The 13,016-nt window shown below is 61.4% G+C and carries 15 protein-coding genes; 5 read left to right on the forward strand and 10 right to left on the reverse strand.

Features of this window, described 5'->3' with window-relative positions:
• Positions 1-33 precede the first annotated feature (33 nt).
• The 3 genes from J6525_RS22840 to J6525_RS22850 all read right to left on the reverse strand — a co-directional run bounded on the left by J6525_RS22840 (position 34) and on the right by J6525_RS22850 (position 3,857).
• A complete protein-coding gene (locus J6525_RS22840; protein WP_092083816.1) occupies positions 34-1,185 on the reverse strand; it encodes a substrate-binding domain-containing protein in 1,152 nt (383 codons plus the stop codon).
• 102 nt (positions 1,186-1,287) lie between these two features.
• The gene (locus J6525_RS22845; protein WP_225646376.1) at positions 1,288-2,280 is read right to left on the reverse strand and encodes an ABC transporter permease; all 993 of its coding nucleotides are present in this window, start codon (positions 2,278-2,280) and stop codon (positions 1,288-1,290) included.
• A complete protein-coding gene (locus J6525_RS22850; protein WP_225646377.1) occupies positions 2,277-3,857 on the reverse strand; it encodes a sugar ABC transporter ATP-binding protein in 1,581 nt (526 codons plus the stop codon). Before J6525_RS22850 ends, J6525_RS22845 begins: the two co-directional genes overlap by 4 nt.
• Positions 3,858-4,115: 258 nt before the next feature.
• Between J6525_RS22850 and J6525_RS22855 the strand changes: the two genes are divergently transcribed.
• From J6525_RS22855 to J6525_RS22865, 3 genes are all read left to right on the forward strand, one after another.
• Complete coding sequence (locus tag J6525_RS22855) at positions 4,116-5,948, forward strand: outer membrane protein assembly factor BamB family protein (RefSeq protein ID WP_225646378.1); 1,833 nt, start codon at positions 4,116-4,118, stop codon at positions 5,946-5,948.
• 99 nt (positions 5,949-6,047) lie between these two features.
• The gene (locus J6525_RS22860) at positions 6,048-6,329 is read left to right on the forward strand and encodes a hypothetical protein (protein ID WP_225646379.1); all 282 of its coding nucleotides are present in this window, start codon (positions 6,048-6,050) and stop codon (positions 6,327-6,329) included.
• Between the two features lie 113 nt (positions 6,330-6,442).
• Positions 6,443-6,925: a hypothetical protein gene (locus tag J6525_RS22865; RefSeq protein ID WP_225646380.1), complete on the forward strand. Its 483-nt coding sequence runs from the start codon at positions 6,443-6,445 to the stop codon at positions 6,923-6,925.
• A gap of 296 nt (positions 6,926-7,221) precedes the next feature.
• Here J6525_RS22865 and J6525_RS22870 read toward each other — a convergent pair whose 3' ends face one another.
• The 6 genes from J6525_RS22870 to J6525_RS22895 all read right to left on the reverse strand — a co-directional run bounded on the left by J6525_RS22870 (position 7,222) and on the right by J6525_RS22895 (position 11,336).
• The gene (locus J6525_RS22870) at positions 7,222-7,410 is read right to left on the reverse strand and encodes a hypothetical protein (RefSeq protein WP_225646381.1); all 189 of its coding nucleotides are present in this window, start codon (positions 7,408-7,410) and stop codon (positions 7,222-7,224) included.
• A 2-nt stretch (positions 7,411-7,412) separates the two neighbouring features.
• Complete coding sequence (locus J6525_RS22875) at positions 7,413-7,805, reverse strand: hypothetical protein (protein ID WP_225646382.1); 393 nt, start codon at positions 7,803-7,805, stop codon at positions 7,413-7,415.
• Positions 7,806-7,908: 103 nt separating this feature from the next.
• The gene (locus J6525_RS22880) at positions 7,909-8,463 is read right to left on the reverse strand and encodes a DUF6161 domain-containing protein (protein WP_225646395.1); all 555 of its coding nucleotides are present in this window, start codon (positions 8,461-8,463) and stop codon (positions 7,909-7,911) included.
• Positions 8,464-8,991, reverse strand: coding sequence for a hypothetical protein (locus J6525_RS22885; protein ID WP_225646383.1), 528 nt, complete (start codon positions 8,989-8,991; stop codon positions 8,464-8,466).
• Between the two features lie 595 nt (positions 8,992-9,586).
• Positions 9,587-10,228 (reverse strand): hypothetical protein, encoded by a 642-nt coding sequence (locus J6525_RS22890; protein ID WP_225646384.1) that lies wholly within the window; start codon positions 10,226-10,228, stop codon positions 9,587-9,589.
• A 679-nt stretch (positions 10,229-10,907) separates the two neighbouring features.
• Positions 10,908-11,336 (reverse strand): hypothetical protein, encoded by a 429-nt coding sequence (locus J6525_RS22895; protein ID WP_225646385.1) that lies wholly within the window; start codon positions 11,334-11,336, stop codon positions 10,908-10,910.
• Positions 11,337-12,149: 813 nt separating this feature from the next.
• On the opposite strand from J6525_RS22895, the gene J6525_RS22900 reads away from it, so the two are divergent.
• Together J6525_RS22900 and J6525_RS22905 are read left to right on the forward strand one after the other, a co-directional pair.
• Positions 12,150-12,440 carry a hypothetical protein gene (locus tag J6525_RS22900; RefSeq protein ID WP_376708546.1) on the forward strand — a complete coding sequence of 97 codons (291 nt, stop codon included), beginning with the start codon at positions 12,150-12,152 and terminating at the stop codon, positions 12,438-12,440.
• A gap of 40 nt (positions 12,441-12,480) precedes the next feature.
• A complete protein-coding gene (locus J6525_RS22905; RefSeq protein WP_225646387.1) occupies positions 12,481-12,657 on the forward strand; it encodes a hypothetical protein in 177 nt (58 codons plus the stop codon).
• 125 nt (positions 12,658-12,782) lie between these two features.
• Here J6525_RS22905 and J6525_RS22910 read toward each other — a convergent pair.
• Positions 12,783-13,016 (reverse strand): transposase (locus tag J6525_RS22910; protein ID WP_225646388.1); only part of this gene is annotated, 234 nt, incomplete at its 5' end.

Below are 13,016 nucleotides of genomic sequence, written 5' to 3' on the forward strand. Positions count from 1 at the left end.
GGCTCGCGGGACCACGCATCGCACTCCTGCGGCTCAGTTGCAGGCAGGCTTCGCCTTGTTGCAGGCGTCGGTCAGCTCCGGCGGCGGCTCCTTCTTGAACACCGTCTTGTAGGATTCCAACACGTTGGACTGCGTCACCGGCAGTGACTGCACACCGATCCAGCCCGGCGTTTCCTTGCCGAGCAGCGCGTTCATCATGGCCATCGCTTCGGCGACACCCTGGTCATAGGGGCGCTGCGATCCGGTCGCTTTCAGCGGGCCACCCTTGGCGATCTCGATCGCCGATTGCAGGCCGAGATCGACGGTGGCGACTGGAACGTCGATGCCCTGCGCGCGCATCGAGCTCAGCGTATCGAGCGCCGGCTGGTCCCAGACCGCGAACAGGCCCTTGATATCCGGATTGCCGGTGAGGAAGTCGCCTGCGATCTGCGACACCTTCGGCGGGTCGGTGAAGTCGACCTGCTTCATCTTGATGTCCGGGCGGTTCTTCTGCATCCACTCGCGGACACCCTTGGTGCGCTCGTTGGTGCTGAAATAGTCGACGCCGAAATTGACGAGGCCGATGGTGCCGCCCTGCGCGACGCAGGACGCCAGGATCTGGGCCGCGATCAGACCGTTGCCCTGGCTGTCCGCCGAGATCATCGAGGCATATTCCTCGGGATGCTTCAGTCCGGTCGGAATGCTGTCCATCAGCACGAGCTTGATGCCGGCCTTGGCGATCTTCTTGTAGGTCGGCGCGGTCGCCGTGAAATCGACCGGGATCGAGATGATGCCATCCGGATGCTGCTGGATGGTGTTCTCGATGTCGGCGATCTGCTTGTCGACCTGATACTCGGCGGACGCGACGCCGGTGACGGTCACACCATACTTCTTCAGCGTGTCGGTGATGCCCTGGATCTGCAGTTGCGCCCAGTCGAGATTGACGGTCTGCATGGAGATGCCGACCTTGAAATGCTTCTCCCTGATCTTGGCGGCATCGGCGTCCGACAGCGCCAGCACTTCGGGCGAGGCGGCCTTCTCGCCGTGCGGCCCCTGACCGACGATCGATTTCGGTCCAAGCGTCGCGAGATCGACGCCCTTGACGCAGGTTGCAGGCACTTCGGCGCGGGCCGAGGCGGCGATCGAAATGGCCGTCGCCGCGATCAGCGCGGTCAGCGGCAGGGTTTGTCGCAAGATTGGCTTCACTGTTTCCTCCCGTTTTGGTCGCCGATTTGACCGGAGGCCGGCGACCTTGCCCCTACCCTTGCAACGCCTGACCTTGCGGCCCATGCGCTGCGCCGTCGTGCTCTAGCGTTTCGTGAAGGCGACCGCGGCCACGATGATCGCTCCCTTGATGACGAGCTGCAGTGGCGAGCTGACGCCGAGCAGCACGAGGCCGTTGTTGAGCGTGCCGATGATGAGGCTGCCGAACAGCGTCCCCAGGATGTAGCCGCGCCCGCCGAACAGGCTGCAACCACCGAGGATCACGGCGGCGATGACGTCGAGCTCCATGCCCTGCACGACGTCGGGCCGCGCGGCGTGCGAGCGCGCGGACAGCACCAGCGCCGCAAGTCCGGCGAGCGCGCCGGTCAGCACAAAGGCCGCGGTCGTCACCCACTTGGTGTTGATACCGGAATACAGCGCCGCGGTCGGATTGCCGCCGACCGCATAGATGCGGCGGCCGAACACGTTATAGTGCAGCAGCAGGATGCCGACGATCATCGCCACCAGCGTCCAGGCGATCGGAACCGGTATGCCCAGGAGCGAGCCTTCGCCGAAGATCGCAAAGTATGTCTCGTTGGTGATGATGACAGGCTTGGTATTGGTCACCATCATCGCCAAACCACGCGCCATGCTCAGTGAGCCCAGCGTCACCAGGAACGACGGGATCGAGAGCTGCGTGGTCAGGATGCCGTTGAGCAGCCCGACCAGCGCACCGGTGCCGAGCCCGGCGGCAGCGCCGACGATCGAGCTGTTGTTGATCTGACTCATCGCGAGCGCCGCGGCCATGCCCGACAGCGCCAATGTCGACGCGACCGACAGATCGATCTGGCGCGCGATGATCACAAAGGTCATGCCGACCGCGATGATCGAGACCAGCGTGGTCTGGCGTCCGATGTTCAGGAAATTGTCGACCGACAGGAACCAGGGCGAGGACAGGCTGAACACGACCAGCAGCACCACGAAGGCGATGTACAGCATGTAGGGCCGCTCGCCCCGCAGCAGATTCTGCAGCAGCTTGCGGCGTCGATCGGATCGGGTCGACGAGGCGACGAGGTTGGGCGCGGTCAGTTCGGTCATGCGGGCAGCTCTTGCAATACACCTTGTTCGGAAGCCTGGTAGATCTGCAGCAGATGATGGAGCTCTTCGGCATCATCGATCTCCCCGCGCACCAGCGTTCGCGCCACGCGTCCATCGACGATCACGGAGATGCGGTCGCAGAGCTCGATCAGTTCGACGAGGTCCGACGAGACCACCAGGACGCCGGTGCCGTCGCGGGCGGCATTCCTGATCACGCCGTAGATCTCCTCGCGCGCGCCGACGTCGACGCCAACCGTCGGCTCGTCCAGCAGCAGCACGCGCGGCCGCGGATCATTCCATTTTCCGAACACGACCTTCTGCTGGTTGCCGCCGGACAATGTCCTGACGAGGCTCGAGGCGCCTTGCGCCTTCACCGACAGCCTCGCCACCGCAGCATCCGCACGCCGGGCGGCGGCGCGCTGCTGCATGAAGCCCCAGCGCGAGAAATGCAGAATCCGCGGCAAGGTGATGTTGCGCTCGATCGAATGATCCAGCACCAGGCCCTGCATGTGCCGGTCTTCCGGCACCAGCGCGACGCCATGGTCGATCGCATCGGCCGCGCCGTTCGGCAGCCACGGCCGGCCCTCGATCGCCAGTGTGCCGCTCTCGACCGGCCGAAGGCCGAAGATCGTCTCCAGGATCTCGGTGCGCCCGCTGCCGATCAATCCGGCAAGGCCGTGGATCTCACCGTTCATCACGGACAATTCGACGGCCGACAGGCGGTCGTTGGACACGCCCGACAGCGACAGAACCGGCGACGGATCGAACGAACGCGCGGCCGCAGCCTCGGCGCGCGACACCGCGGGCGCCAATCGATCGGTGCCGATGATGGCGTTCACCAGCCGCTTCATGTCGGTCTCGGCGGTGACGAATGTGCCGGCATTGGCGCCGTCGCGCAGCACCGTGACACGCTGCGAGATCTCGAACACCTCGTTCAGCCGATGGGTCACGTAGATCACGCCGACGCCGCGGCGCGTCGCCTTGCCGATCGCATCGAACAGGATGCGAACTTCATCCGAAGTCAGGGACGATGTCGGTTCATCGAGGATCAACAGGCGCACCTCGCCCATCAGTGCCTTGGCGATCTCGGTCATCTGGCGGTAGGCGAACGGCAGCGAGCCGACTGTTGCCTTGGTATCAAGGGGAATGCCGAGTTCGCTCAGGAACGCCCCGGCCCTGGCCATCAGTTCGCGCTTGCGGACAAAGCCGAACCGCGTACGCGGCTCGCGGCCGAGCAACAAATTGTCGGCGACGCTCAGCGACTCGACGAGACTGAGGTCCTGATAGACGACGGCGATGCCTGCCTCGCGCGATCTAGCCGGACTGTCGAACGTCGCCGGTTTGCCGGCGATCTCGATCGCGCCGCTGTCGGCCGCATGGACGCCACTGAGGATCTTGATCAGCGTGGACTTGCCGGCCCCGTTCTCGCCCAGCAGCGCGTGCACCTCGCCGGCCCGGACCTCGAGGTTGACGTCGCGCAACGCCCGCACGCCGCCGAAGCGCTTGTTGATGCCACCGACCATCAACAGCGCCGTCGACGGCCGAGGCTCGGCTGCGATCGAACCGGACAATTCCAAATTTTCCTCCCGTCGACCGCGCGCGGCGCTGGTACGATGGTGACATATTGTTATTTTTGCAACTTATCTTGTTATAATTCTATCACATCGACCGACCTGTCAATGGGAGATCGCGCCGGCGGGCGCTCGAATTGAAGGCGGCGATCGGATCCTGCACCGCCATACGTGCGGCCGGCCTCCGCCAGGCACGATGGCAGCCGAAAGGTTGTGCTAAGCTGCAATTGCTCTCTTCATCAAAGCCAACGCCGGTGAATCACGATGAAACTGAGTGCCGCGATTGCCGTCGCCCTGATCTCGTCTTGCCTGCCCGCCGCGGCGCAGCAAGCCGGTGCCGACCTCTACGCGCAACGCTGTGCGCAATGTCACGACAGCAGCAACGCGGCTGTTCGCGCGCCGAGCCGCATCACGCTGCAATCCAGATCGTTCGACGAGGTGCTTGGTGCGATCACCACGGGCCCGATGGCATCCTTCGCGCAGGGACTGACCAGCGACGAGCGGGCGGCGATCGCCTCACTCGTCACCGGAAAGGCCGCGTCGCTCGTGCCAACCGAGAGCGCAGGCCAATGCGCGCAGAACGAGACCGGCTTTCCGCAGCCGATCGATGGGCCGCGGTGGAACGGTTGGGGCACGGATATCAACAACAGCCGGTTTCAGCCGGCGGCAATGGCCGGCCTCGCGCAAGACCAGGTCCCGCGGCTGCGTCTGAAATGGGCGTTCGGATTTCCTGACACGTCGAACGCCAACGCGCAGCCGGCTGTCGTCGGCGGCTTGCTGTTCGTCGGTGGCGGCGACCGCAAGGTCCACGCCCTCGACGCCAAAAGCGGCTGCACGCGCTGGGAGTTTCCGACCGAGGCGCCGGTGCGGACGGCCATCAGCTTTGCCCCGCTGGACAACGGCCAGCCTGCCATCTTCTTTGGTGATGTGCGCGCCAACGTCTACGCCCTGAATGCCGCGACCGGCAAGCTGATCTGGAAGAGCAAGGTCGACGATCATGTGGCGGCCCGGATTACCGGTGCGCCAGTGTTCTATTCCGGCGCCGTCTATGTCGGGGTTTCATCGATCGAGGAGGCCATCGGATCTCGCCCCACCTACCAGTGCTGTACGTTTCGCGGCAGCGTCGTTGCGCTGAAGGCCGAGACCGGCGCGCAGATCTGGAAGGCCTACACGATCCCCGAGGCACCGCATCCGACGCGGGCGAACGCCCTCGGGACCCAGCTGTTCGGTCCGGCCGGCGCGTCGGTCTGGTCCGCGCCGACGATCGATGTGCAGCGCCAGTCGCTCTATATCGCGACCTCGAACAGCTATGCCGACCCGGCAACCGACACCAGCGATGCCATCCTCGCGTTCGATCTCACGACCGGCCGAATGCTGTGGCATCAGCAGGCCACACCGAAGGACAGCTTCGTCGTTGCGTGTTTCGGCACCGATCAGAGCAATTGTCCGGAAGACCGCGGCCCCGACCATGACTTCGGCCAATCGCCGATCCTGGTGAGCCTGCGTAACGGACAGCGCGTGCTGGTGATCGGCCAGAAATCCGGCGTGGTCCACGCGCTCGATCCCGACCATGAGGGCAAGATCCTGTGGCAGACGCGGATCGGCAAGGGCGGCGCGTTGGGCGGAACCGAGTGGGGTTCCGCCGCCGACCAGGATCGAATCTATGTCGCCAATTCGGACGTACGATTTCTAAGGGACGGCACGCGACGTCTGAATTCAAGTGAAGGCGGCGGCCTGTTCGGGCTCGATCTTGCGACCGGGAAGATCGCGATGCAGGTCGCGCCGGTGGCCTGTGGCGACCGCCCGCAGTGCAGTCCCGCGCTCTCCGCGGCGGTCACCGCCATTCCTGGCGTCGTCTTCTCGGGCGGCGTGAGCGGCTTCCTGCGCGCCTACGCGACCGATGACGCACGGCTGCTCTGGGAGATCGACACCGCCCGCGACTACACCACGGTGAACGGCGTTGCGGCCCATGGCGGCGCCATGGACGGACCCGGCCCGGTCGTCGTCGATGGCATGCTGTACGTCAATTCCGGCTACGCGCAATGGAGCGGGCTGCCCGGCAACGTTCTGCTGGCCTTTGAGGTCGGCAACCCCTGACAGGTATTTGCGCCGGCAAGCTGAGCACTACTCGCGGCGGGCTATTCGTGCTTTGATGTCGGACAGGATCAGCCGAGAGATCCGAAGGGAGACCGTGTGGTGCTTGGTGACGTGCTATGCAACATCACGTCAGGGGCCGTTACCCTCGCGCGCTCCAATGGTCCCGAATCGCCGATATCAGAGACAGGCGTCCCGAAATCGACCGACATGGCAGCCGCGCTTCAAATCGATGCGCATGTCGTTGCGCACGAAAAACACAGAAACTATAAGTGCTTGAAAGAATGGTCGGAGTGGCAGGATTCGAACCTGCGACCCCTGCGTCCCGAACGTAAGCAGCGACCGAAAAAATCAACAAAAACAATGAAGGCCGATCCTGATTGACCACTGTTATCGCTGTTTGTTCACTCTATTTCGGTGGTCAATCGGTGGTTGGCGAAGTCTAATCCCGTCGGCTGGCATGATCAGACGTCCGCGATGTTGTCCAAGCCCGCATAGTGACGGCCGACACCGTCAGCCGCCGGCGCGCACAAGGCAGCAATCCACAAGGTACGCAGGCGGTGTTAGAGACCTTGGTCAACCGCTCAATGAATCGTGGGACCTCGATCGAGAAAGAGGCCAGATGGCACGAGAACGAGGGTGGTTATTACCAGCAGGGATCAATGGGCCACGGTGCCCTTAAAAACCCACGGCATCGCGCCGTGCTGGAGCACTCGCTTGAACAGGTATTGTCGGGATCGAATATTACCGGCAACGCCACCGACAACAGCAGCGCCGGCCTCGCCGCTCGCGAGAAGGCCAGCGGAACGTTTCGGCATCACCTTGACGTCAATGGGGAGTCTTTCTTCAGCCCAGGATCAGCCGAGCCGGCGCCGCGCGACCGATGGCAACGCCAGAATTGGGCGGCCGAGACAATGAAGGCGGCTGAAGCGGCGAAGAAGCCGGCCGAAATGCTGGCCGCCGGTGAGGCGGCGCCGTGAGGCCATCAAGGCGTCTGCTTCCAAATGGCGGCCATAAGGTACACGGGATCTTGCAGCCCACGGATACCCCGGCCCTTAAACCCGCGCCCCGGCCCGGGCAAGACCTTCCAATCGTCGTCTTGGTACGCCATTGCTTCTTGCACGACGGGTTGAAATGAGCGTACCGCGTCATCATCGTTTTGGTCGCAGTAGATTGTGAAGGAAGTGCCGCCATCGTCGCGGACTAGGTAGCCCGGCCCGCCTTGGCGCAGTTGATCAAAGTAGTCCATCGGTCTGTTCACTCCCCATGAGTGCACTCAGTCATCGGCGGCCTCTTGCCACCGCGGCTCAATGCCGAGCCTTTGACGCTCATTGCTAATCCACTCCGCAGCTTCCTTTCTGCTCTTGAAGTTGGTTACCGCGGCATCAGCGACAACGCCGTCGAAAACCTCCACTGCGAAGGTTCCGTCATCGGCTTCAACGATCTCATACTGAGGTGCGCTCATCCTTACACCCAAACCCAGACACTGCTGAGCTGAAGGAAGAAACCCACGACCAAGAGCCGAATCGCGGTCTGGTGTTCAAAGAACAGTGTGTTTCTGATTGCAGTTCTGATCGGGGCCTCAGCATCGTCGACAATCTGGCGTGTGATTCGTGATGGGGGACCGTAGGGATACCGCTCAATGTCTCCGTACTGGTCCATCAACTTGTCGAATGCCCCACTGATCTCCAACTGAATGATGCCAGCGATGTCCAGGCACAGCCCGCTGCTGCCAATCAGCTTGGCTATCGTGACGTGCGACCACTGCGTCAGCCCGACAAAGGGAGTCGCTGCAAGAAGCAACAGAAGAGCCGCCAACAACAGACAAACCAAAAAAAATCGATCCCAACGTCCCGCCATGAGGCACCTCAAGGTTCCTCATGATGTTGGCGGCCATCCGGCTAGTTCAAGGACGCGTGAGATTGAATTTGTCCCTTGACAGTTAGCGACTCAAAGGGGGACCTCAGTTGTGCGACCCCTTATTGATGAGATCAAGAATTGTCGGCGGGGCCACCTCATCGCTCTGAGAGCCCGGCAGTGGTCGGAAGATCGCATTGAGCATGACCAAGCGGTCTTCTGTGGTTACTTGAGACGAACTGTCGGCTACAAGCGCTAGGTACGTTCGCGTCATTGCTTGGCGCTGGCGCGAGTCATCTCCCAGCACACTATTAGTGTGGACGAGCCGAGCGAGAATCTTCAGGCACCATCCGACTGCCAGAGCGGGAATCGCGAGAAGTGCTATGCTTACGTACTCCACGTGCTGGTCTTTATCGCGCGGTAGGGCGGCAACGATCTGGTCCATATGCATCGCGCAGTAGCCCACCAGAGCGGCAACGGCAACAAAGAAGACTGCCAATGCCGCGCCCGCAATCCCCCGGTGCCAGCGAGCCCGATTCTGCCACAGTTCCGACACGGATCTCAGCCGCACCTCCTCGGAGAGTGATTGCATGAAGCTGGCCAGATTTTTGCTCTCAGTCGCAGTGAACTCCTCGACATTGCCTCTGGTAGATGTGACCAGCTACGCCACATCTTGCTTCGCCTCAGCCATGCGACTTTCAAAGTCAGACAGTCGCCGACCGACATCCTGCGTGAGCGCTCCGCCGGACGCATAGACAAGCATTGCGGAGAGAAGTTCGAGCGTAAGATCATTCTGGAATCTTGCGTTTCCTCCGATTTCGCGACACTCGATCAATGTGGCGGCCACCACCATAATCAGGTTTTCGCGAGACGTTTGCGCAAGTTCAGTTATTTGTTTTAGGGCCTCCGATGTCAGAAGGGGGATTCGGGCCCGTACAACAAAGCCACCGTCCGATCGCGACGCAGTTTCGAATTTGGCCTGGTCAATCTCATTCTGTAGATTGCGGAAAATCGGATTCGCACTTTGCTGAGAGAGCTGCGTCAGCAATCTCCTCCACAAATCTGTTTGCTGCTCACAAAATTGGATTGCCTCCTGATTGCTCGAAAATTCGTCCTCGCGTTTACCAAACAGCGCGCCGATCATGACTCGACCGCGCTGTTCAAGGGCTCTAAATTTGGACTCGCTCAAGGCTTCAATCTCCCAAAAGAAAAATGCCCGCGGACCACTCGTTTGATTCGCAGTGACGCTCGATTCTTGCACGCTCTCCGAGCTTTTTGGGCCGGTTGCACGCTTATCCTGCTTATTTACAGGGCGGCCCCTGCCGTGCTGCGTGGGCGCGTGTCCGGCTCGGCGCCCTCGATTGTCCGGCCGATCGGATTGGACGCACGAGTGCCCGCGAATCGCCCGCTGGCTCGTCATCCGAACGGCATGCACCATGTGCTTGGTGCCGCAGCGGTTCGACTTCACCAACTTGGTGCAGATGCAGCCGATTCCGAACAGGTGCAGCATGACCCGACCGGGCTTTCGCAGGGCTCAACCAAAAGGGACCATGAAGGAGAATCCCATGCCCTCCCCCATCGACATGATCGGAACCGTGATCGCGCAGAGCTTCAGCCACATCGGCAACGGCCAGATCAGAGTCACGCTCGACTGTGCGACCGGTCAACAGCTGCGTTACGTCATCACCAGCGATGCTATGATGCGCTCGCTCGGCACCGGCGCGCAGTTCTGCCGAGACAATCAGGTCAAACTGCTGAGTGATCTAGGAGCTGAGCCTGGCGGTTCACTCCGGCGGCGGCTCTTTGCAATCCTTCCACCATTTGGCAACGGCCTTGATCGTTTCTACGACAGGCTTGCCACCCACCAGAACCCCCGAAATAGTCGCCGCCAAGGTTGGTTCGACGTGCAGCGAAGCGCAGATCGCCGTAGCCGACACAAACACGCCGGCCCTAAAGGTGCCGTTCAACGTGTCGAACCCGTCGGACAGAATCTTCTCGTGGTTTTTCTCAAACCAGGATCGGACATAGCTGCCAAGTGATCTCGCGGCTTCATCGGCGGTTTCTGGCTGAACTCGGCCTCGCTCCACGTCAACGGTCGTGTTCCTGACCCGATCGAGTCGCGCCTCTACTTCCTCGAGCTCGCGAAGATCTTGGTCGTCGTTGAGACGCAACTCGCGTCGCCGTTCGGCTTCGCTCCGCACCACAAGCAACAGAGCATCCACCTGCAGCAAGACAACGGCGCGGACGACCGATGTGCGATTGGAATGCGCTTCTCCTGAATCTGCGATCACGACACTGGCGGTCGGCACCTGATTGGAAATCGCCGGCCTGATCTCGCCTGCGACGCCGATTCCCTGAACGCCTGTCAAACCGACTTCATTGGGTGCGCGCTCCTGAGGCGCTTCTCCTGAAAAGCCAGCGATCATCGCGCCGGCGCGCCCCCTGCCAGCCCTCGCTATGCGAGGATCGCCAACCGCTTCAGAGGTAGCCGCGCCCTCACCAGTGGCCGACGAAGTCCCGTCGGCGGTTCCGGTCGCCTCTGCGGCTGCTAAGGTTGCGGCAACCTGGCTTCGGCGCCGTCGACCCGCACGCGCGGCTTGCTCGGTAATGCGAGGATCACGAGCCATCACGGATTCCAGCGTTGAATGTCATCTTGATTCGGGAGACCCAACTTAGGGGCCCAAGCATATCGAAACAGGGCGATACAGGCGAGAATCGTTAGCCACTACCCGCTGATGTCCTTTAAGGACGCATGGGGCCGTTACGTCCTTAGCCGCCCTACCCCATTGACATGGCTTGGTTCTGGCCCTTCTGCCGGGATCGCCAGCTACTTCAATGCAATGCGCGTTCTGTTCTCAGAAATCCCGTGTCGCATACTGTGTTGGCTAAACCACTTTTTCAGGCTTTCCCGTTTGGTCCCGCTGCGTCGATAGTACACGGATCGTACACGGCGCATCCCCATTTGTTCTGTTGTCCGATGGACGAACAGCCCCGGCGCGGTCGGGGCGCCGGGGCCGCATTCCAACTCCCGCAGTGGGGGGCTGTGACGCGGGAGCAATAGACGACTCCCAGCTTTGCCACTTGTTCCCGCCTCCCCACCGGCGGTCAATCTAGCGGCAGAGAAAACGTCGGCAGCGACTTATTGCCCTGCTCGCAACCCGTTCGGCCCTTGGGCGGTAGAGTCGGTGAGGCATCCGCGGCTGTCCGGCTCATGAAACGGGTCAGATTGACGCCCGATGACCACTCCACATAGCCAACGACCGCAAAGGCAATCGCTCCCACAATGACAATGCTGAGCACTGAAGTGGCAGCTGCTGCCGACAAGCTTTGGCTGCTGAAAAACGGCATCACGATTCTCCGATACCGATCCGCCACCCGCTCTTGCGCTAAACCAACTCGCGATGATCGACTGTGAACTGCCTCACATTTCACGCGCTTTTTGTGCCAAGGCAGCATTGAAGCCTCACCGGGCAGAACCCGGCCATGCTTGTTGACTGTCATCAGCCCGTGGCTTGGTTCGTGCAGGACGATCATGGCTGGGGATTTCAGCGTCCCAGTTCAGGAAGAAAACGCCGCCGGGCGTGTATTTTTGAGACCGGCGGCGTCTTTTCTTGGGATGGCTCTAGGCAAACTGGCCCCGAGGCTCCTCCGCCGGCTCGCCGCCGATAAGGTCGATAAGCAGTCGGCGAGCCATCAGCACATGGTGGTCGACGAGGTTATCTTGGTCGCACCATTCGTCTCGCAGCACGCATGCGAGAACGACCGACACCTTCGCCTTCCGGCCGATCGCAGTATGAGCTGGGATGGCCCACGTTTGCTGTATGAGCTCATCCATTCGATCAAGGTGCTGGATCAACCAGTCGCTCTCGCTCTTTGGACTCCGGGTGGCCCAGACGGCCTGCCACCGCTGCTCCTCGGTGAAATCACTCGTCCGGCCTTTACCTCATCAAGAAGCCGCTCGGCATGGGCGTGCCAAATCTTGTCCAGCCGCTCGATTTCGCCATTGTATGCATTGGCGGCCCCCAAGCGTCGAAGATATTCTCTTCCAACTGCAATAGCATGCTGTCGTCGGACGACGCGAGAGCCGCTGCTGCGGGCACTGCCGCAGCATTGACGCCGGCCACAGCCGCCCGCAGCCATTTAGAGAACTGACCGTCGTGCGGTAGGTGTTTGGATAGCCTGCATCTCGGGTGCACTCCATGTGGGTTAGGGCCGGCTTGGAAGTTCGCGCTTCCGTCCGGCCTGCTTTTGAGATATCCTTAATTCATGGCGAGGTCAATTAGCGATATCTCGAAAAGGCGCGGCCGTCCTAAGACGACCGGCCCAGGAACCGGCATTCTAGTGAAGATGCACGATCCGGAGCTCGAGGCGATCGACAAGTGGATCGAGAAGCAGGCCGATGAGCCTTCCCGCCCCGAGGCGATCCGCAGGCTGCTCCAGATCGCGTTGACGTCGTCAACCGCAGTGCGGCCCAAGACTGAAAGCCAACGCCAGCGCGCTCGCGACATGGCCGGCAAAGCAATCGATAAAGTTGCGGACAGCACTGCCAGTTCGGAGGAGCAAGCCGACCGCAAGCGCCGACTCGTCAAGGGACCGGAGGAATTCCAAAAGGTACGACGCGATCGAAACCGGAAATGAACCGGCCGAGGCCACCCACCGGACATCGGGAAGACGACAAATGGCTGCTATTTCACTTCTGATCGGTATTTTGATCATCGTGGTTGTGGGGGCGATCTGCTTTTGGGTGATAGATAGGTTCGCGCCGGACGGTCGCCTGGCGCAGCTCCTGAAGCTGCTGGTAGTGCTCGTGTGTCTCGGCGCTATTGTGCAGCGGCTGCTGGCGCTGACCTATTAGGCCCCTCAGGATCGAAACGCCTCTGTCGCGCGGCGATCAGGATGGAAGAGCGCGTCAATCAAGGGTTCTTCCGCGTATTTGGTGCAGCTTGAGCGACTGGGGGCGGATTGTTTGTCGGGTTGCCCTCAAGCAGCCAAGAGGACGCGTCGACGCAATAACGGGTAGCTTGCCCGACCATACATTTGTCGTTTGATGGCCTTGATCTTGTTGATCTGGCCTTCGACTGGACTGGTTGTCCAGGATGTCGTTATTGCCGCACGGACGGCATCGATGTCGCGCGTGATGCCGTTGGCGAAGCTGTTAAGCTCGCTGTTGGTTGCTTGTTCGATCCATTCATCGAGCGCAGCGACATCGTCTCC

This window comes from Bradyrhizobium australafricanum, from assembly GCF_020329495.1.
Classification (GTDB): Bacteria; Pseudomonadota; Alphaproteobacteria; order Rhizobiales; family Xanthobacteraceae; genus Bradyrhizobium; species Bradyrhizobium australafricanum.